Raw genomic sequence first — 19,689 nt, 5'->3', positions numbered from 1 at the left:
GATTATTTCGTCCCTTTTTGTTGTAATTGGGCTGGAATCAGCAGTGTTTGTACGCGAGATTTACCGCCGTTAGCCTTTAACTGCTGTTTTTTCACATCATAAGTAATACGTTCGCCGTTAATTTTGCTATCAAGCTGTTTTAACTCCGCATTGCCGGTTAGTGTTAAGAACTCGCTACCAAGATCGTAGTGCACTTTGTTCGCTTTACCATCCACCGGTTTGCCATCGTCCATGACTTGGTGGAAGGTCACCGGATTGCCGAATGCTTCCACGGTTTCTTTGTTGCCGGAATTTGTTGCCGGACGGGTGATTACCACTTTATTGGCGTTAATTAAAATTGAACCTTGAGTAATCACCACATTATCGGTGAATGTTACTACGCTGCTTTCCATGTCTAGGGATTGATTATCCGACACGATATTAATTGGTTGATTGGAATCTTCTCTTAAGGCGAAAGCAGAAAGGGAAGTCATCATCAAAGTGGAAATGAGAAGAAGTTTACGGTTTGCTAATTTCATAATATGTTTTTACTTGTTCCTTTAAGGTTGCCGCTTGCTGGCGTAAATTTCCGACCATTTTTAAACCGGTGGAATTAAAATTTTGTCCATTGATTTTAACGGCTTCGTTCGATGTAATATCTTGTGTTTTTAAATTTACCGTCGCCGATTCGGTTTCAATACGTTGCAGACGGGAAGCCGGCGTCAAACTTTCCACCACCACATCGCCTGTTAGATAAAGCATCTCGTCTCTGGTGAGCACCGCATTCAGTGCGCTTAATTTCCAACTTTGCGTTTCCGGTAATTTAGCCGACTCATTTTTTGGCACGGAATTATCGGCGGGAAAATTGAACAGATAAACCAACGGCGCAGTAAAGTTAGTTTTACCGTTTTGGCCGAAATGTTCCACTTTCTCGGAAAAGGCTAAATATTGTTTTTTACCTTCCGGTGAAAAAACGGTAGTTTCCATCTTATTACCGATATAATCCGGGCTGTCCGGCGTTTTAACCAAGCTTTGCAAATCGCTGTCGTCTTGATTAAGCGAATAATACCAACCTAGTAAACACAGCGAGGCGAGACCAAGAACGCTATTCCAACGAATATTCATAAAAAATGTTTAAATCCTGTTCAAAAGAGTGACAAACCATACTTTTTACGGTTAAACCCAAAGATGCCCGGTCGGTAGGGTTAATCTGTCAGCATCAACGTTTTTAATATTTGATAAATTTCACGATAAGCTTTGGAAGGCTTGTTTTGCGCTTGTTCCTTTTGCGCGGCACGTATTAAATTACGTAGTTGTTGGCGATCTGCTTTCGGATAATCGTTCAATAAGTTGGTGAGTGCTGCATCGCCTTTTTCCACCAATTCGTCGCGTACTTTTTCCAATTTATGCAGCATCGCTTGTTGTTGATTATGTTTGTTTTCAATTTTGGCAAGGGCTTCACGAATTGGCTCCACATCCATACCGCGTAATAATTTACCGATATACTGCAACTGGCGGCGGCGCGCTTCTTTTTGCAAGCGTTGAGCCAGTTCCACTGCATCCAGTAAAGAATCGTCAAGCGGCATTTTAGTCAGATTGGCTTTGGTTAAGTTCACCAGTTTTTCACCGAGTTGTTTGAGCTCCTCCGCATCACGTTTGATTTCGCTTTTACTGACCCAAATGATTTCTTCTTGCTCTTCATCTTCCCAATCAAAAACGTCTTTCTTTTTGCCTTTTGCCATGTCATTCCTTTTTTGAAATTTGGCGCGCATTTTAGCATAAACTTTGGAAATAAGATAAAATGCGGCAAATTTTTACCGGGGTAAACTTATGAAAACAGTTGAAAATCAGACCGCACTTTTGAAGGCGCAACAACAAGATTTACGCGATGCGGTGAGTTTTGCTCTTGAGACTGCGCAAAAAGCAGGCGCAACGGCAGAAGTGAGCGTCACTAAAGTGAGCGGTTTGTCCGTTTCTACCCGTTTGCAGGAAATCGAAAATGTCGAATTTACCAATGATGGCGCGCTAGGTATTTCCGTTTATTTAGGACAACAAAAAGGCAATGCATCAACTTCTGATTTAAGCAAACGCGCAATTAAAAATGCAATTGAAGCTGCATTGGCGATTGCCAAATATACTTCTCCTGACGACTGTGCAGGCTTAGCCGAAAAAGAATTGATGGCATTTGAGGCGCCGGATTTAGCACTGTATCACGCTGCCGAAGTGAACGTGGAACATGCTGCGGAACTGGCGAGACTCGCTGAGAGCACCGCATTGGAAGCTGATGAACGCATTGTGAACAGTAATGGCGCGAGTTTCAATTCGCACTGCGGCGTGCGTGTGTACGGCAATACGCACGGGATGCTGCAAAGTTATTTGTCCAGCCGTTATTCATTGTCTTGTTCTGTCATCGGCGGCGTGCAAGATGCCTTAGAGAACGATTATGAATATACGGTCTCGCGCGAATTCGACAAATTGTGTTCGCCGATTTGGGTGGGTAAAAATTGTGCGGAAAAAGTACTGGCACGCTTAAATCCGCAAAAACTCAGCACGCGTGAAGTGCCGGTGATTTTCTTAAATGATGTGGCGACCGGCCTTATGTCTCACTTTGCCGCAGCAATTAGCGGTGGCAGTTTGTACCGTAATTCGAGTTTTCTGTTAGATAAATTGGGCGAACGATTATTACCGAGTTGGTTTAACCTTAGTGAACGTCCGCATTTATTACGTCGCTTGGCATCGACGCCATTTGATAGTGAAGGCGTGCGCACACAAAATATGGAAATCGTACAAGATGGCGTGCTGCAAACCTATTTATTAACCCATTACAGCGGTAAAAAACTTGGTATGCAAAGTAACGGGCACGCCGGCGGTATTCATAACTGGTTGGTACAACCTAATTTAACTGGCGGATTAAGTGCTCTTTTGCGCGAAATGGGCAGTGGTTTGTTAGTCACTGATGTGATGGGGCAGGGGGTGAATATCGTAACCGGCGATTATTCCCGGGGTGCTTCCGGTTTTTGGGTAGAAAATGGTGAAATTCAATATCCCGTAGCAGAAATCACCATCGCCGGACGATTGCAAGATATGTTGAAAAATATGCTTGCTGTTGGCGACGATATTGAGCATCGCTCCAACATTCAAACCGGTTCGATTTTATTGGATAAAATGAAGATTTCGGGAAATTAATTTAAAATTGAGAATAATTCTTATTGACAATAAGTTCTTTTCTGTTAGTATGGTCGCATCTGTTCAGTAGCGATTGCAGATTGCTCCGACAGGTAGAGTAGAAAGTAAATTCGTTAGGGTTAAAAAGGCTGAAAGTTTAAACTTCAGCTTTTTTTTTGTAAAATGTCCACCGATTGCTCTCATTACCTAAAAAGGAAATAAAATGAAAAAACATCATGTTGATGTGTTGATTTCGGAAGAGGACGTAAAGTCACGTATTGTTGCATTAGGCGAAGAAATTACGGCTTTTTATCAAGCAAAACAAATTAATAAACTCATCGTGGTAGGATTACTACGCGGTTCGTTCATGTTTATGGCGGATCTGGTGCGCGAACTGAAATTGCCCATTGAAATTGAATTTATGACTACATCGAGCTACGGTAGCGGAATGACGACTAATCATGATGTAAGAATTAGCAAAGATTTGGAAGGTGATATTCGTGGCGAACACGTACTTATTGTGGAAGATATTATCGACACCGGCTATACGTTGGAAAAAGTACGTGAAATTTTGAATTTACGCGAACCGGCAAGTTTGGCTATTTGTACTTTACTGGATAAGCCGTCGCGGCGTGAAGTGCAGGTGCCGGTGGAATGGGTCGGTTTTGAGATTCCCGATGAATTTGTGGTGGGCTACGGTATTGATTATGCACAACGTCATCGTCATCTTGGCTATATCGGCAAAGTTATTTTAGAAGAATAATGCGAAAACGGATAATAAAAAATGCGCTTAAAAATTAAGCGCATTTTTGTTATTCAAATATCCTCATTCAGCCGCTTTTTTTCTTAAATAAGCATAAAGTTCGTCTTTAATCCGTAATTTCTCTTTTTTCAAGATCTCAATTTCTGTATGAGTTGCAAGTTGAATGTTTTCTTCTTTGCTTTTAATTTCATGATCCAATTCGTTATGTTTTTCAAATAAACGATCAAAATAGGCATCGGTATTTTTAAGTTTAGTGATTAAATCTCTAAATTCGGGAAACATGGCAAGCTCCTGTGCTAGTTAAAACTGGCTTCACTTTACTCCTTTTACAAAAAATTAACAGAATGAAATCTTAAAAGTTTGAACCGGATCACAAAATAAAGTGGTTTGATGGGGACAAGCAAAAATGATTAATGCATGCCGTATATTTTATAAAATCCTTGTTATTAAAAGGCTTTTAACTGGTTTATTTTACCAATTCACGATAGAATAACCGCATTTTTATTTCAACGAAATGTAAGGAAAAATATCATGATCGATCCGAATTTACTTCGCAATAATTTAGCGGAAACGGCAGAAAAATTAAAAATCAAACGTAATTTCATTTTGGATACCGAAAAACTCATCGCTTTAGAAGAGCAACGTAAAGCGCTTCAAGTACAAACCGAAACTTTGCAGGCGGAGCGCAATACGCGTTCGAAAGCGATTGGGGCTGCCAAAGGGCGCGGCGAAGATATCGCGCCATTACTCGCTGAAGTGGACGATATGGGGAATCGATTAAATGAGGCGAAAACGCAATTGGATGCGGTGCTGTTAGAGATCAACAAAATTGCATTAAGTATTCCGAATCTGCCGGCAGAGGAAGTGCCACTCGGTAAAGATGACACGGAAAACTTTGAAATTTTACGTTGGGGCGTGCCGCGTACCTTTAATTTTGAAATTAAAGATCACGTCACCTTGGGCGAACTGGCGGAAGGCTTGGATTTCGCTGCTGGCGCCAAATTAGCCGGTGCGCGTTTTGCCGTGATGAAAGGGCAAATCGCCAAAATGCATCGTGCATTGGCGCAATTTATGTTGGATTTACATACTGAACAACACGGCTATTTAGAAACTTACGTACCTTATTTGGTGAATCACGCGACCCTTTACGGCACAGGGCAATTACCGAAATTCGGCGAAGATTTGTTTCATACCAACGCGCTTGAAGGCGAACAACCTTACGCACTGATTCCAACCGCCGAAGTGCCTGTTACCAATTTAGTGCGCGATGTGATTATCGATGAAGCGGAATTGCCAATCAAAATGACTGCTCACACGCCATGTTTCCGTTCTGAAGCGGGTTCTTACGGACGCGATACGCGTGGTTTAATTCGTATGCATCAATTTGACAAAGTAGAAATGGTACAAATCGTTGATCCGGATAAATCTATGGAAGCTTTGGAAGAGCTTACCGGCCATGCAGAAAAAGTGTTGCAATTGTTAAATCTTCCATATCGTAAAGTGCTACTTTGCACCGGTGACATGGGGTTCGGTTCTTGTAAAACCTATGATTTAGAAGTATGGGTGCCGGCACAAAATACATATCGTGAAATTTCTTCTTGCTCTAATATGTGGGACTTCCAAGCGCGTCGTATGCAAGCGCGTTGCAAAGCCAAAGGTGATAAGAAAACCCGTTTGGTACACACTTTAAATGGCTCGGGTTTGGCAGTCGGTCGTACGTTAGTCGCTGTACTTGAAAATTATCAAAATGAAGACGGCTCAATTACCGTACCTGAAGTTCTGCGTCCGTATATGGGAGGCTTGGAAGTGATTAGCAAATAATTGCCAGTAAAATAAAAATGCGGTGAATTCTGATCTGCACTCCAAAAGTTGGATTCAACAACCAACAATTGAGGTGCAGATTTTTTATGGGTAAATATCACACAACAGAATTTAAATTATAGGCTCTCCAACCTATTTTGAATGGAAAAATGAGTATCAGAGAAGCCACGGGTTTTTACAATATTCCTTCTAACGCATATGTGGCAATGGAGCATTTTTGGGGCAACTAAAAATGGCATGTTTATGGCAAGGAATTTAAAACAAAAGAGAAAATAGTAGAAGAAGTGAAGGATTATTTGGATTACTATAACCACTGACGAATTCAACTGAAATTAAAAATTATCGAAAACAGTCCTTTAAGTAATCGTCTAACTTTTTGGGGGATAGATTAATTTTTGAGGCGTTTTTCAATCCAGAAAAACATTTTGAAAACGGACCGCATTTATTCATTAAAAAAGGCTGATTTTGACAGTGTGTCGAAATCAGCCTTTGGTTTATGGAGAGGGGATTATTTAGGCATCTTTAATTGAGGATCTTGTCCGTATGATGGATGTCTTGGGCCGTAAAGCAAGCAACCATTACAAGAACGACCTAACATATTTCCGGTTGCCCATCCTGCCACTTTATATCCTTTATCAGACACGTTATTGACAATCTGTTTAACGACTGCGGTCACCAGCATAGCAAGCGCATTACCGTTGTTATTGCTTTCAGCATCGTCCGCATAACCTTTACCTTCCCATAATGTTTTACCATTGCGTAAGTCAACGAGTTTGCCACTCACTTTCACTCTGGTCACACTGTCGAATACTTGGTAATTCACACCGTAGTCGTCCACATTAATGTAGAGCACGGCATCCGCACCAAAAATATCGCGTAATTTTTGTGGGTTGACGTTATGAATTTCTTGCGCTTGTGTTAACCCGTTATTTTTAAAGGTTTGATAGACAAGAGCCGGTGGAAAAACATAGTAACCATTTTCAGCCAATGGCGAGATAGCCTGCGCCAATACAGCTGGGGAGCTTTTTACATCATTGGTCGTATCGGTTGGAAGCAATACTAAAATAGAGCGAGGTTTACTCTCTAAATAGTTGGTATAGTCATACGGCGTTGACTTCATTCCAGAACACGCAGAAAGCAAAAATGCGCAAGCCATTGCTAAATAGAGTGAAATTTTTCTCATTTTTTCTCTCCTTTTTTCGCTTTTTTATTTGCGCGATTTTCTTGGGCTGGCTCTATTTTTTTTCCTTTATTTAACAGGAAATTGATGTATTGCGTCGATTCAGGAAACAGGCTCATTTCTTTTTGATAAGATTCAGCCATTTTTCCCGGATTGCCTAATTGCCCATAAAGAAGTCCAATTTGTGCGTATAAACCGGGTGGTACTTTGTTACCGCCATCCGGTTGAGCCAGTTCTTCTAATTTTTGCAATTGTTCTTGCGGATCACCTTCTTGTGTTAGGTATTGATAAACAGAAGAAGGGTAAACATCACCATTCCAAGTGTAGAGCGAGTGTTGTTTGTTCCCTGATGAACAAGCCGTCAAGACAGCGACGGCAGACAAACAAGCGAGAAGTGTTAATTTCTTCATCCTCTAACCCTTAATTAGCCGGTTTCCATTGACCGGCTTCAACACCTGAAACAAGGTTGTTTACCGCTTCACGAATAGCTAAATCTAACACTTTACCATTGAGTGTAGAGTCGTATCCTGATGTACCGCCAAAGCCTAATACTTCACGGTTGGAAAGATTGTATTCGCCGGCACCTTGAACGGAATAAACCACTTCGGATGTTTGGGTGTTAACAATATTTAAGGTGACTTTCGCATAAGCCACTTGCTGTTTTCCGCGACCTAAAATACCAAATAATTGTTGGTCGCCAACGGTTTTACGGCCAAATTCAGTTACATCACCGGTAACAACATAATTTGCGCCTTTTAAGGTTTGTTTTTTACCTTTGATTTTCGCTTCTGCTGCAGTTTCAGACATATTGGTGCGATCTAAAACACTAAAACGGCCTGATTGTTGTAAATGAGAAACTAAAATCGTTTTTGCTTGATTTCCTAATTGATCGACGCCATCGGAGAATACGCCATTTTGATAGCTTGAACGGTTATCAAATTTACCGACGGAAATCGGCGCTTTTACGCCATGATACGCTGTGTTGTAGCTGGTAACTTTTTGTACTTCTACCGTACGGGAGCCTTCAGTTGCACAGCCTGCTAATGCTAAAATACTTGCTGATAATAAAACCGGATAGAATTTTTTCATCATAGAATCCTTAATATATTTATGAATAAAAAGTGACCTGAATATCAAGATCGCTGCATTTTAAAGAATTTATTGTTCCTTCGCTATCGAATTTTCTGCGGAATTTATGTAAGTTAACCATCTTTTAGCGGTGTTTTTATCAGACTTATGATCTGCACTCCAAAAGTTGGACTCAACAACCAACAATTGAGGTGTAGATTTTTTATGGGTAAATATCACACAACAGAATTTAAATTACAGGCTCTCCAACCGATTTTGAATGGAAAAATGAGTATCAGAGAAGCCACGGGTTTTTACAATATTCCTTCTAACGCATATGTGGCAATAGAGCGTTTTTTGGTAACTAAAAACGGCATGTTTATGGCAAGGAATTTAAAACAAAAGAGAAAATAGTAGAAGCAGTGAAGGATTATTTGGATTACTATAACCACCGACGAATTCAACTGAAATTAAAAGGACTGAGTCTGATACAATATCGTTGTCAGTCCTTGAATTAATCGTCCGGATTTTTGGGGTCAGATCAAATTTGACCGCACTTTTGCATTTCTTACAGTTAATAAAAAACGGAGCACATTATTCTTACTTATATCAAAAATTTGTTCGGCAAAAAGAAAAAAGCCCAATCTCAACAAGCTCAAAAACAACCTAGCCAAACAAAAACACCTTCTAGACGAGCTGAGCAAACATCAAAAGCACCATATGTCGATAAAAAATCGACCAAACCAACTGCTCGTTTTGACAAGCACGTTATTAACGCCTCACATTTCAATATTCACCCGCAACGTTTTAGTCGCAATGCGCTGACCGTAGTGGATAAATTACAACGCCAAGGTTTTGAAGCCTATATTGTCGGCGGCTGTATCCGTGACATATTGCTCGGCAAACATCCGAAAGATTTCGACGTAGCGACCAACGCGCGTCCCGAACAAATTCAACAAATTTTCCAACGTAAATGTCGGTTGATAGGACGCCGTTTCCGCTTAGCGCATATTATGTTCGGCCGCGATATTATCGAAGTCGCGACCTTCCGCGCCAGTCACAGTGATGCACTAGGCGAACATCAAGCCAAACGAAATGATGACGGTATGTTGCTGCGCGATAACGTGTACGGCAACATCGAACAAGATGCCGAACGGCGCGATTTTACCGTCAATGCCCTCTATTATGACCCGCAAAATAATACGCTGCGCGACTATTTCAACGGTATTGAAGATCTGAAAGCTGGCAAATTGCGCTTAATTGGTGATCCGGTAACCCGTTATCAAGAAGATCCGGTGCGAATGTTGCGTTCCATACGCTTTATGGCGAAACTCGATATGTTCCTTGAAAAACCAAGCGAACAACCGATTCGTGAACTGGCTTATTTACTGAAAAATATTCCGCCGGCGCGTTTATTTGATGAAAGTTTAAAACTATTACAAGCCGGTCAAGGTCTTAAAACCTATCGTTTATTGCGTCAATACGGATTGTTCGAACAACTCTTTCCGGCTCTTGTGCCTTATTTCACGGAAAAAGGAGACAGCTTCGCGGAACGTCTGATCAGCACCGCATTGACTTCTACTGACGAGCGCATTGCCGATAAATTACGCATTAACCCGGCATTTTTATTCGCCGCATTTTTCTGGTATCCACTACGCGAAAAAGTAGAAGTATTAAAAAATGAAGGTGGTTTAAACAATCACGATGCGCACGCACTAGCCGGTACAGAAACTTTAAATTTATTCTGTCGCACCCTTGCCGCACCGCGTCGCCACACCGCAACAATTCGTGAGATTTGGTTCTTACAATTGCAGTTGCAAAAACGCACCGGCGCCGCGCCAATGCGCACGATGGAAAATCCAAAATTCCGCGCGGCATTCGATTTACTTATGATGCGCGCCGATATTGAAGGCGGCGACACGGTGGAGCTGGCGAAATGGTGGCACGAATTTCAGCTCAGCAACGGCGAGCAACGTACTCAACTGGTCAAAGAACAACAACGTTTGCACCCACAGCCAAAGAAAAAATACTTTCGCCCGCGTAAACGCCCTAAACAGAAACCGACGGAATAACCAATGGCCATAGCTTATATCGCTCTCGGCAGCAATTTGCATACGCCGCTTGAACAACTTAAACGCGCGCTCAACGCGCTGGCGCAATTGCCGCAAACCCAATTGATGGCGGTCAGTTCGTTCTATCGAAGTAAGCCGCTCGGCCCACAAGATCAACCTGATTACCTCAATGCGGTAGTTGAAATCAGCACCGCATTGAGCCCGCTTGCCTTGCTGGACGAACTGCAACGAATTGAAAATGAACAAGGCCGCGTACGCTTACGGCGGTGGGGCGAACGCACGTTGGATTTGGATATTTTGCTTTACGGCGACGAAATCATTCAAACCGAGCGCCTCACCGTGCCGCATTACGATATGCATAATCGGGAATTTGTGATCGTACCGCTGGCGGAAATTGCACCGAATCTGATTTTGCCTAACGGGCAAAAACTCACCGAATTGGCCGATCGTTTCACTGTTCATCAAATGGAAAAATGCTAACTAAAAAAACGACCGCATTGAAGCCCCGTTCCGCGGGGCTTCAATGTTAAGGTTTCAATGCCAAGGCTTTAATGGAATGTTGTTTGCGCTCGCCACCTAAACCGTTTTCCCAAACTTAATCCAACTCCACCTCAACCCACAGTGGCGCATGATCAGACGAGTGCACTTTTTCAGTTTTAGCTGAAATCACCTTCAATCCTCGCACAAATACATAATCTAACGGATGAGCTAAAAATCGCACCCGTTGGTCGGGAGAAAACCTTACTTCTTGCAATCCCGCCGCCATTGCAAATTCATCGATAATCTGTTTTCGCTGCGCATTCCAGGCATTAAAATCACCCGCCAAAATAACGGCACCTTGATGTTTTCGAATCAGCGTAAAAACTTGTTCCAACTGTCTTTGATAGTTCGTCAGGTGCCATTCAAAATTAATTAAATGCACATTAATCACTAATAATTCGCTGCCGTTTTTAAGTGGAAACGTCATCGCACCGACCGCTTTCGGAACACGGATCCACGGCTCGCGTTGGACAAAACCGCAGTAAGTTTGTGGTACAAAACGCGCAAAAGTTTTCACGCCGAAAAGCTGATCTTGATAAGCAAAACCCGACACCAAAAGTGTGGCGGGAAATCCCGCAATCACTTGCTCATGCGCAGCCTCTTGTAATAAAACGAGATCCTGCTCTTGCGAAAAGCGGACTAAATCCGGTTGCCAACCTGCATCAGCGCCTTTATGAATATTCCAAGTCAGCATTCGGAAACGTTTCTGATCTAAAAATGGCACCGCATTGGAGCCGCTAAAACATTCCGTACCGTTCGCTTTAAATGCATTTTGCAGCGGCATTTCCGTTTGAATTCGAGCGGGTACAAAAATCTGTAACTGGCTGAACGCATAAACGCCATAGGCAATGCCTGCCGTTAGCAAAATCGCCAAAATTTTATTGCGCTTTTTCATCATTTTATTGTTCTTAAATCTAATTTCTAAAATCTACTCTTCGTTCGGCGATAAAAAAGGCGGCCGAAAAACCCTTGTCTTCCGGCCGCACAGTTATGTTATTTTGCCGCTACTTCTTCTCATCGCCCATTTGATATAAGCGATTTTTATATAAATAACTGCCTAACAAAGCATACGCCAATGCTTCTTTTTTCATCGCGACCGGCACGTCTTTTTCAGTAAGATTTTCGCTCGCTTTGTCATAATGATAGCCTTTGGCACCACCGCCTGCGGTTTGAATAACAACATCATAGTTACCTTTCATTAACGCTTGTGTTTGGTCAAACTGCATTAACGCGCGATCCGGATTGACATTTTGAGTCAAATCAAATCCCATCATCGGATAATTGCCGCTCACGCCCGCCAAAGAAAGTAAGGTGGTCGGCATATCAATTTGGCTGACCAAGCGATTGTCGCGGCGCGGTTCGATACCACCGCCTAAAATTAAGGCCGGAATATGAAAATGCTTAATCGGCATTAAAGAGGCACCCGCTACGCGTGAATCATGGTCGGCAATCACCAAGAAAATGGTATCGTTCCAGTAATTAGATTTTTTCGCCAATTCAAAGAAATGCCCCACGGCGTAATCGGCATATTTTGCACTGTTGTTGCGGGTTGCTTTCGGTTGTTCGTACAGTTCGATTTTGCCGTCCGGAAATTCAAACGGATCGTGGTTGCTGGAACTGAATACCAAACTGAAAAACGGTTTGCCTTCATCATGTAATTTGCTGAAAGTTTCGTTGGCTTTGTCAAATAAATCCTCATCACTCACTCCCCAAGTGGCGGTGAATTTCGGATTTTGGTAGTCCTGTTGATCAATAATGGTTTGAAAACCGTTGCCGTAGAAGAAACTCGCCATATTGTCAAAATGCTTTTCGCCGCCGTAAATAAAAGACGTGTCGTAGCCTTGTTTAGATAATAATTCCGCGATGGTAAAAAAGTTGCGTTGCGCGTTATTAAGCTTCACCACGGCACGTGCCGGCGTCGGCGTAAAACCTGCGGTTACGGCTTCAATACCGCGTACAGAGCGCGTTCCGGTCGCATAAAGGTTCTCAAATAACCAGCCTTCTTCAGCCAATTTATCAATATTCGGTGAAAGTGGTTTGCCGCCTAAAGTGCCGATAAATTGCGCACCGAGACTTTCTTGCAACAAAATTACGATATTTTTTGGCTTGCCTTGATAGGTCGCGTGATTTTTCGTTAAGGTCGGGAATTTATCGGAAATGTAATCGCTTTGCGGACGGCCACGACTTTCCTTCAGGATACGCAACATTTCGTCGTGATCCATTTTGCCGTACATTTCGGAGGATTTTTCTTCGTCTTTAAATTGTTGTGCGGCGTAAAGTACCGAATAACCGGAATTCAACACCAACGAATTGACCAATGCATCAGAGGAAAAAGCCACCATCGCCGGGTTAATGCCGCGATGTTGGAAACTGGAACGCGCACCGATAAACGCCACGGCGATTACCAATAAAGCAATAAACGGACGAACTTTCCAGCTCATCGTACGTAAATTTTTCACAGCCCAAGCGGATAATTTCCAATAAATTAGCGCCGCGATAACAGTACTGAGTAGGCTAAACAGCACCGCATTGAAGTGCCCTTCCATCAGCATATTGAACACTTCTTTCGGATAAATTAAGTATTCGATGAACAGACGATTTGGACGAAAATCGTAAGTTTCAATAAAAGCCGGCGTAGCAATTTCCATAAAAAGAATAAATACGCTGCCGGCGGTTAACCACACCCGAAGGATTTTTGTCCAAAGGCGACTAGGGTGAAACAGCACGCTAAACAATGCCGGTACGCCGAATAAATAGCAAAGCGCCACAATATCGATACGCAGGCCTTGCAGAAAAAGTTCCGCCCAGCCGTTGACGGCAGATACACGATCCGCTTGCCAAAGGGATAATCCGAGGCGGGATAAGGTAAAAATCAGTAAGTTGATCAACACGAAAATGAAGATCGGGAATAATGGGGAACGATTGCTTTTCATAGAGTTTGTTTCTTGTTAAAAATGGCGTCCTTTCGGTCGCCGACGACTTCCGCACGCATTAACGAAGACGGAATAAACGTTGCCGCGCAGTGGCTTTAATACCTTCCGGCACATCTGCGGACACTAAAATTTCACGGTAAATCAACGAGGCGAGACGTTTATTGGCGGTCGTGCCAATCCCCTCGTCGTAGTAAATCGCCAAACGAAGCTTCCCTTCCGGATTATTTAAATCGGCGGCTTTTTTCACCCATTCGAAAGATTTGGCTTTGTCTTGTTGATTAAAATAAATTTCCGCCAACATCAACATCGCGTCTAAATCTTTCGCTTTGGCGCTGGTTTCGAATAATTTGATTGCTTGCGAGACGTTTTTTTTCACGTAACCACCGTTGTAATACATCACCGCTAAATTATTAATCGCACGAATGCTGCCGTGTTCGGCCGCCTCACTAAACCACCAATAGGCTTTTTCCTGATCTTTCGGCACACCGCGACCAAGATTGTAAAGCATACCAAGATTGCCTTGCGCCAACACGTTACCTTCTAAAGCGAGAGGTTGAATAATGTCAAACACGGATTTCCAATCTTGCTTGTTAGCAAAATCCTGCGCCAAACTCATGCGCTGTTGCTCCGTTAATTCCAATGCGGTGCTGTTTGAGCTGTTCAATGATGGCGTCTGCGCTGCAAGGGAAAGGCCGGAAACACTTAAAAGTACGCTACAAATAAAAGAAATTTTTTTCATATTTATAAGGTTTCGAGTAAAAGAAAAATAAAGAATACGGCACTAACAGCAAATTCTGTGAGACCGACTTGCTTAACGGAAAGTTTCTTGCGCGGTAAATAAACGGCGCGTAACCAAGCGACAAAAAATGCCGCGGCCAGATAATATTGTGCGGTTGCTGCAAAATATGCGACGAGAAACGAATGAAAAACGATGGAGGCACGCAAATATTTCGGATTTTTACGTTCGCGCATCACAGATTTTACATAAAGCGTGGTACCAATAAAAAAGAGTGCAGGATAAACCGCAACCCACCAAATTTTGGTATCCAAAGCGCGCTCGGAAAAGTAATAAGCGCCCATGCCGGCGAGGGCAAAAATAACGATCCCCGCTAAATCATTTAATAAATTGCGTTCGTCTTTTTGTTTGGTGTAATAAATATTTACCGCGACAAACGGCAACATGGCAAACATAAAATACAAAATGCGCCAATTATAAAATAATGCGGGTAAAGCGAATATCAGTGTGGCAACGGCGTAGATTAACGTCCATTTACGATATTCCGCCAAATTTTTGCCTTTGAACAAACTTAAGAAAGGATAGGTCATCAAATAAAGGGAAAACCACGCCAGAAGCAGAAAGAAATGCGCCCAAATAGGGGTTGTCAAAAGCATACCGTAAAGAAAGGGTAACAATGCCATTACGATGGCGCCGTGTTGATTGGAAATAAGTAACTTCATATTAGCATTTGTTGAGAATAATTATCGCGCATTCTACTCTAGTAAAGTAAGATTTACAAAGACTTAACCGGCTCTTAAAATGCGCCAAATTAACACTTGAAGGAGAAAATGATGTCAATTCGACGTATTCAAGCAAGCGCCCGTTTTTGTGAAGTATCCGTTCATAACGGCGTCGCCTATTTTGCCGGACAAGTGCCGGAAACGACGGTTGCGCAAAATGCTTACGCGCAAACTAAAGAAGTACTTGAACTGATTGATAACTTGTTAGCGGAAATTGGCTCGCATAAAAGTCGCATTTTAAATGCGCAAATTTTTTTGGCGAATATGCAGGATTATGCCGAACTGAATCAGGCTTGGGACGAATGGGTCGATCGCGCAAATCCGCCGAGTCGCGCCACAGTGGAAGCAAAACTTGCCGATCCGCGCTGGAAAGTGGAAATTGTGATTAGCGCTGCGGTTTAAATGTGAAATTTGTGATCCGTGGCAAAGAAAGAAATATTGAGTTGGCGTAAAATTCACCCGTACAAACAACCATAAGGAGTAAATTATGCAACTTTGGACAACCGAAATGTGGCAAGCAGCAAGTATCGGTTTAATCATCGGTATGCTTATCGGCTATTTAATCGCGCGCTTCACTAAAGGCTCGATTAAACATCAAATGCAAACCGAAACAGAGCTCAAAAACGTGAAAGCGCAACTTGAAGCGCAAAATGTACAACTTGAAAAACACTTCGCCGAAAGCGCCGAATTGTTCAAAACGCTCATCGGCGATTATCAAAAACTCTATCGCCACTACGCTCATTCTTCTGACACCCTGCTCGGCAAAAATCCAAAAGGCTTGTTTACCCAACAATTAGTTACAGCTGCCGATAAACCGCAAGAAGAACCGCCTCGCGATTATTCCGAAGGCTCTTCAGGCTTATTTAAACCGAACGAAGAAAAAGCATAACTTTTCACATAAAATTTAATCAGAGTGCGGTCGGGAAAAATGATTTCAATTCTGACCGTATTTTTTTATTGTTTCACTATTGTTTACGCCAAGTCGTTCCGTTCGGGCCATCCTCCAACACGATTCCCATTGCGCTAAGTGCATTCCGTGCGGCGTCTGCGGTTGCCCAATCTTTTGCAGCGCGGGCTTCATTACGCTGTTTAATTAAAGCTTCAATTTGGATGATTTCGACGTCGTTAGAACCAGCTTGTAAAAAGGTTTCCGGATCGCTTTCGAGCAAGCCTAAAATATTGCCAAGTTGACATAAACGTGCCGCCAAACCGTTAGCTTTTGTCGCATCTTCAGTTTTCAGTTTGTTCAACTCACGTACCATTTCAAATAACACAGAAAGCGCATTTGGCGTGTTGAAATCGTCATCCATCGCTTCGCGGAAGCTCGCCACAAAATTTTCCCCGCCAAAAGGCAGCGCATTTTTATCGGTACCGCGCAATGCGGTGTATAAGCGTTCTAACGCTTGTTGCGCAAGATTTAAATTTTCTTCGCTGTAGTTGAGTTGGCTACGATAATGGGCGGTAAGCAAGAAATAACGCACGGTTTCTGCGTGATAATGACTTAACACATCACGAATAGTGAAAAAATTGTCAAGGGATTTTGACATTTTTTCCTTATTTACCATAATCATACCGGAGTGAATCCAATAGTTCACATATTTGCCGTCGTGCGCGCAACAAGATTGGGCGATTTCATTTTCGTGGTGCGGGAACATTAAATCCGAACCGCCGCCGTGAATATCAAAATGATTGCCAAGCCATTTGCCATTCATCGCCGAACATTCAATGTGCCAACCCGGGCGGCCGGCTCCCCAAGGCGAAGGCCAACTCGGTTCATCCGGTTTGGACATTTTCCACAACACGAAATCCATTGGATTTTTCTTGATTTCGTTGATTTCGATACGTGCGCCTGCTTGTAGTTGCTCTAAATCTTGGCGCGATAATTTGCCGTATTCTTTAAAGGATTCTACATCAAACATCACATCACCATTATCCGCCACATAAGCATGCCCGCGTTTGATGAGTTGTTCTACGATATCAATAATTTCCGGAATATGATGCGTTGCGCGCGGTTCAAAATCCGGGCGAAGCACGTTCAATGCATCAAAGTCTTTATGCATTTCAATTACCATGCGATTTACCAGTTCGTCGCAGGTTTCTTTATTTTCTAACGCGCGTTTAATAATTTTGTCATCTACGTCGGTAATGTTGCGTACGTAAGTCAGGTTATAGCCTAAATAGCGTAAATAACGGGCGATCACATCGAAAGACACGAAAGTACGTCCGTGGCCGATATGGCATAAATCGTAAACGGTGACGCCGCAGACATACATTCCAACGTGGTTTTCACAGATAGGTTTAAAAATTTCTTTTTCTCGGGTTAGGGTATTGAAAATTTTCAGCATGTTTAACTCGTTAAGAGATTGGAAAATGAACCGCGCTTTTATAGCACTTTTGGTGCGATTGTGGAATAATACGCCCCTTAATTTTTCAGAAGGAAAACAAAATGGTTACGTTACATACAAATTTTGGCGATATTAAAATTAAATTGGATTTTGATAATGCACCGATTACCGCAGAAAACTTTTTAAATTACTGTAAAGAAGGCTTTTATAATAACACGATTTTCCACCGCGTAATTGACGGCTTTATGATTCAAGGCGGTGGAATGGAGAGTGGAATGCGTGAAAAAGCCACCAAAGCGCCGATTAAAAACGAAGCGAATAATCGTTTAAGCAACAAGCGTGGTACCATTTCGATGGCGCGCACTTCTGATCCGCATTCGGCTAGTTCGCAATTCTTTATCAACGTGGCGGATAATAGTTTCTTGGATTACCGTTCAAAAGAAATGTTTGGTAAAGAAGTGGTACAAGAATGGGGCTATGCGGTGTTCGGCGAAGTGGTTGATGGCATGGATGTGGTAGATAAAATCAAAGGCGTGAAAACCGGCAACCAAGGCTTTCATCAAGATGTACCGAAAGATGATGTGGTGATTCAATCGGTTTCAGTTGAGTAATTTATATTGCAAGGACGAATGACATTCGTCCTATTTTTTTCAGTTTATAATTGATGGGCAAATGCGATTTGCTTCTACAATAAAAAATATTATGCCCTTTTTCGATACCCACACCCATCTTGATTATCTCCAACAATTCACCGGTGAACCGCTCGCTCAATTGGTTGAACACGCTAAACAAGCCGGCGTTGCGAAAATTCTCATTGTTGCGGTGCTTCAACGTGATTTCAAAATTATCCAAAACATGGCCGCACTTTTTCCGGAAAATTTGTATTATGGGCTGGGATTACATCCGCTTTACATCAAAGAACATACAGAAAATGATTTGGTTCTGTTGGAACAAGCCTTGGCAAACCGTGATAAAAATTGTACAGCAGTGGCGGAAATTGGCTTGGAGCGTGCGATTCCTGAATTACTCACTGACAAACTTTGGCAAAAACAATGCCACTTTTTTGAAAGTCAGCTTTATTTTGCGAAAAAATTTGATTTGCCGGTGAATATCCACAGCCGTAAAACCCATGATCAAATTTTTACTTTCTTAAAACGAATTTCTGTACCGAAACGTGGCGTGGTGCACGGTTTTGCCGGCAGTTATGATCAGGCAAAACGTTTTGTTGAACTCGGTTATAAAATCGGCGTGGGAGGAACGATCACTTATGAGCGTGCGAATAAGACCCGTCAAGCCATTGCTAAATTGCCATTGGATTCCCTCGTGCTGGAAACCGACAGCCCGGATATGCCGGTATTTGGTTTTCAAGGTCAGCTTAATCGACCTGAGCGTATTACGGAAAGTTTTAAAGCGCTATGTTCGTTAAGAAACGAAACGCCGGAGTTGATCGAACGAATCACTTGGCAAAATGCTGTAGCATTATTTGCTTAAAGTTTAAATCGGTGAATCACCTGATTCGCCGAACCCCGCCAAACTAAACTCGGATCTGCTTGTTCCTGAATAAATTTGCCGTCAATTAACACATCAATATAAGGCAACATTTTGCGTTGTTGCTCGTCAAGTTCGTCAAGTTTATAGCCTGTCCATACCCAAATATCTTTATCGGGGCATTCGCGTTTCACCCGTTGCACAAAAGGTAACAGGGTTTCTACATTGCGCGGGTGCAATGGATCACCGCCCGAAAGGGTTAAGCCTTGGCGTTTGATTCGCGTATCTTTCAAGTCATTGATAATTTGTTGTTCCATTGCTTGGTCAAACAATGCACCGGCGGAAAAAGACCAACTTTTTTGGTTATAACAACCTTTACAACCGTGAGTACAACCGCTGACAAAAAGCGTGCAGCGGGTGCCTTCGCCGTTGACGACATCGGTGGGATAGTATTGTAAATAATTCATTTCACTTTATTTAAAATAATCATATTGTGCAGAGGCCGCGCAGGGCGGGGCTCCAATGCGGTGCTAATTTTGAGGATCATTTTATTTCGTTGGACCTTTTCATTGTCGCTTTATAAACATTGTATGTACAAGATAAAAACGATCGGTTTAAATTCTCGCCAAACCCATCGCATTTTACAATTAATCTTTGCAATGATGCGCCGATTCTTGCATAATAGCGCGCAATCGCGTCAGCGATATCAATGGAAACCTTCTCGGTCTCTCGCAACGGTGTCCGGTTTACTCGGTCAGGTTCGGAAGAAAGCAGCCAAAGTCGGAATTGCTGTGTGCCGAGAATAAGCTGGGAAGGT

Annotated in this window: 23 protein-coding genes, 1 other RNA gene and 1 pseudogene; 12 read left to right on the top strand and 13 right to left on the bottom strand. The window is 42.6% G+C overall.

Annotated features, from left to right (window positions below; translation table 11 throughout):
• Window positions 1-2 precede the first annotated feature (2 nt).
• The 3 genes from lptA to yjgA form a co-directional block, all read right to left on the bottom strand.
• On the bottom strand, window positions 3-518 hold the full coding sequence (lptA, locus tag AB3F25_RS05410) for a lipopolysaccharide transport periplasmic protein LptA (protein WP_373602870.1): 516 nt from the start codon (window positions 516-518) through the stop codon (window positions 3-5).
• Window positions 499-1,104 carry an LPS export ABC transporter periplasmic protein LptC gene (gene lptC, locus AB3F25_RS05405; RefSeq protein WP_373602869.1) on the bottom strand — a complete coding sequence of 202 codons (606 nt, stop codon included), beginning with the start codon at window positions 1,102-1,104 and terminating at the stop codon, window positions 499-501. Before lptC ends, lptA begins: the two co-directional genes overlap by 20 nt.
• Before the next feature lie 80 nt (window positions 1,105-1,184).
• Window positions 1,185-1,721, bottom strand: a complete 537-nt coding sequence (gene yjgA, locus AB3F25_RS05400) for a ribosome biogenesis factor YjgA (RefSeq protein ID WP_373602868.1) — start codon at window positions 1,719-1,721, stop codon at window positions 1,185-1,187.
• A gap of 88 nt (window positions 1,722-1,809) precedes the next feature.
• Here yjgA and pmbA point away from each other — a divergent pair, with 88 nt between their 5' ends.
• Window positions 1,810-3,165: a metalloprotease PmbA gene (gene pmbA / locus AB3F25_RS05395; RefSeq protein ID WP_373602867.1), complete on the top strand. Its 1,356-nt coding sequence runs from the start codon at window positions 1,810-1,812 to the stop codon at window positions 3,163-3,165.
• A 202-nt stretch (window positions 3,166-3,367) separates the two neighbouring features.
• Complete coding sequence (gene hpt, locus AB3F25_RS05390; protein ID WP_373602866.1) at window positions 3,368-3,907, top strand: hypoxanthine phosphoribosyltransferase; 540 nt, start codon at window positions 3,368-3,370, stop codon at window positions 3,905-3,907.
• 63 nt (window positions 3,908-3,970) lie between these two features.
• Here hpt and AB3F25_RS05385 read toward each other — a convergent pair whose 3' ends face one another.
• The gene (locus AB3F25_RS05385) at window positions 3,971-4,189 is read right to left on the bottom strand and encodes a YdcH family protein (protein WP_373602865.1); all 219 of its coding nucleotides are present in this window, start codon (window positions 4,187-4,189) and stop codon (window positions 3,971-3,973) included.
• Between the two features lie 249 nt (window positions 4,190-4,438).
• Between AB3F25_RS05385 and serS the strand changes: the two genes are divergently transcribed.
• Complete coding sequence (gene serS / locus AB3F25_RS05380; RefSeq protein ID WP_373602864.1) at window positions 4,439-5,728, top strand: serine--tRNA ligase; 1,290 nt, start codon at window positions 4,439-4,441, stop codon at window positions 5,726-5,728.
• Between the two features lie 508 nt (window positions 5,729-6,236).
• Here serS and AB3F25_RS05375 read toward each other — a convergent pair.
• The 3 genes from AB3F25_RS05375 to AB3F25_RS05365 are packed head-to-tail and all read right to left on the bottom strand — an operon-like array spanning window position 6,237 to window position 7,997.
• A complete protein-coding gene (locus AB3F25_RS05375) occupies window positions 6,237-6,911 on the bottom strand; it encodes a DUF799 domain-containing protein (RefSeq protein ID WP_373602863.1) in 675 nt (224 codons plus the stop codon).
• Window positions 6,908-7,318, bottom strand: coding sequence for a DUF4810 domain-containing protein (locus AB3F25_RS05370; protein ID WP_373602862.1), 411 nt, complete (start codon window positions 7,316-7,318; stop codon window positions 6,908-6,910). Before AB3F25_RS05370 ends, AB3F25_RS05375 begins: the two co-directional genes overlap by 4 nt.
• 10 nt (window positions 7,319-7,328) lie before the next feature.
• A complete protein-coding gene (locus AB3F25_RS05365) occupies window positions 7,329-7,997 on the bottom strand; it encodes a CsgG/HfaB family protein (protein ID WP_048750344.1) in 669 nt (222 codons plus the stop codon).
• 204 nt (window positions 7,998-8,201) lie between these two features.
• On the opposite strand from AB3F25_RS05365, the gene AB3F25_RS05360 reads away from it, so the two are divergent.
• From AB3F25_RS05360 to folK, 4 genes and pseudogenes are all read left to right on the top strand, one after another.
• Complete coding sequence (locus AB3F25_RS05360; protein ID WP_373602861.1) at window positions 8,202-8,390, top strand: helix-turn-helix domain-containing protein; 189 nt, start codon at window positions 8,202-8,204, stop codon at window positions 8,388-8,390.
• A gap of 8 nt (window positions 8,391-8,398) precedes the next feature.
• Window positions 8,399-8,494, top strand: a pseudogene (locus tag AB3F25_RS05355) (IS3 family transposase); the annotation flags it as partial.
• 252 nt (window positions 8,495-8,746) lie between these two features.
• Window positions 8,747-10,048 (top strand): polynucleotide adenylyltransferase PcnB, encoded by a 1,302-nt coding sequence (gene pcnB / locus AB3F25_RS05350; RefSeq protein ID WP_373604337.1) that lies wholly within the window; start codon window positions 8,747-8,749, stop codon window positions 10,046-10,048.
• A 3-nt stretch (window positions 10,049-10,051) separates the two neighbouring features.
• Window positions 10,052-10,528 (top strand): 2-amino-4-hydroxy-6-hydroxymethyldihydropteridine diphosphokinase, encoded by a 477-nt coding sequence (folK, locus tag AB3F25_RS05345; protein WP_373602860.1) that lies wholly within the window; start codon window positions 10,052-10,054, stop codon window positions 10,526-10,528.
• Between the two features lie 115 nt (window positions 10,529-10,643).
• Here the strand turns inward: folK and AB3F25_RS05340 are convergent, their stop codons facing one another.
• The 4 genes from AB3F25_RS05340 to AB3F25_RS05325 all read right to left on the bottom strand — a co-directional run bounded on the left by AB3F25_RS05340 (window position 10,644) and on the right by AB3F25_RS05325 (window position 14,979).
• Window positions 10,644-11,486 (bottom strand): endonuclease/exonuclease/phosphatase family protein, encoded by an 843-nt coding sequence (locus AB3F25_RS05340; RefSeq protein ID WP_373602859.1) that lies wholly within the window; start codon window positions 11,484-11,486, stop codon window positions 10,644-10,646.
• 106 nt (window positions 11,487-11,592) lie between these two features.
• Window positions 11,593-13,521, bottom strand: coding sequence for an LTA synthase family protein (locus AB3F25_RS05335; RefSeq protein ID WP_373602858.1), 1,929 nt, complete (start codon window positions 13,519-13,521; stop codon window positions 11,593-11,595).
• Between the two features lie 58 nt (window positions 13,522-13,579).
• On the bottom strand, window positions 13,580-14,260 hold the full coding sequence (locus AB3F25_RS05330) for a tetratricopeptide repeat protein (protein WP_373602857.1): 681 nt from the start codon (window positions 14,258-14,260) through the stop codon (window positions 13,580-13,582).
• Between the two features lie 2 nt (window positions 14,261-14,262).
• Window positions 14,263-14,979: a YwiC-like family protein gene (locus AB3F25_RS05325; RefSeq protein ID WP_373602856.1), complete on the bottom strand. Its 717-nt coding sequence runs from the start codon at window positions 14,977-14,979 to the stop codon at window positions 14,263-14,265.
• Window positions 14,980-15,090: 111 nt separating this feature from the next.
• On the opposite strand from AB3F25_RS05325, the gene AB3F25_RS05320 reads away from it, so the two are divergent.
• A complete protein-coding gene (locus AB3F25_RS05320) occupies window positions 15,091-15,441 on the top strand; it encodes a RidA family protein (RefSeq protein WP_373604336.1) in 351 nt (116 codons plus the stop codon).
• A gap of 85 nt (window positions 15,442-15,526) precedes the next feature.
• Complete coding sequence (locus AB3F25_RS05315) at window positions 15,527-15,928, top strand: YhcB family protein (RefSeq protein ID WP_373602855.1); 402 nt, start codon at window positions 15,527-15,529, stop codon at window positions 15,926-15,928.
• A 76-nt stretch (window positions 15,929-16,004) separates the two neighbouring features.
• Here the strand turns inward: AB3F25_RS05315 and cysS are convergent, their stop codons facing one another.
• On the bottom strand, window positions 16,005-17,384 hold the full coding sequence (gene cysS, locus AB3F25_RS05310) for a cysteine--tRNA ligase (RefSeq protein WP_373602854.1): 1,380 nt from the start codon (window positions 17,382-17,384) through the stop codon (window positions 16,005-16,007).
• Window positions 17,385-17,485: 101 nt separating this feature from the next.
• On the opposite strand from cysS, the gene AB3F25_RS05305 reads away from it, so the two are divergent.
• Window positions 17,486-17,995: a peptidylprolyl isomerase gene (locus AB3F25_RS05305; protein ID WP_373602853.1), complete on the top strand. Its 510-nt coding sequence runs from the start codon at window positions 17,486-17,488 to the stop codon at window positions 17,993-17,995.
• 91 nt (window positions 17,996-18,086) lie between these two features.
• Window positions 18,087-18,875: a TatD family hydrolase gene (locus AB3F25_RS05300; RefSeq protein WP_373604335.1), complete on the top strand. Its 789-nt coding sequence runs from the start codon at window positions 18,087-18,089 to the stop codon at window positions 18,873-18,875.
• Here AB3F25_RS05300 and nrdG read toward each other — a convergent pair.
• A complete protein-coding gene (gene nrdG, locus AB3F25_RS05295) occupies window positions 18,872-19,339 on the bottom strand; it encodes an anaerobic ribonucleoside-triphosphate reductase-activating protein (protein ID WP_373602852.1) in 468 nt (155 codons plus the stop codon). The genes AB3F25_RS05300 and nrdG overlap by 4 nt on opposite strands.
• Before the next feature lie 251 nt (window positions 19,340-19,590).
• On the opposite strand from nrdG, the gene ffs reads away from it, so the two are divergent.
• Window positions 19,591-19,689, top strand: an RNA gene (ffs, locus tag AB3F25_RS05290) — signal recognition particle sRNA small type.

This window comes from Aggregatibacter sp. HMT-949, assembly GCF_041734645.1.
Classification (GTDB): Bacteria; Pseudomonadota; Gammaproteobacteria; order Enterobacterales; family Pasteurellaceae; genus Rodentibacter.
The sequence above is the reverse complement of the archived record's forward strand: the minus strand, read 5'-3'. Positions and strand labels throughout refer to the sequence as shown.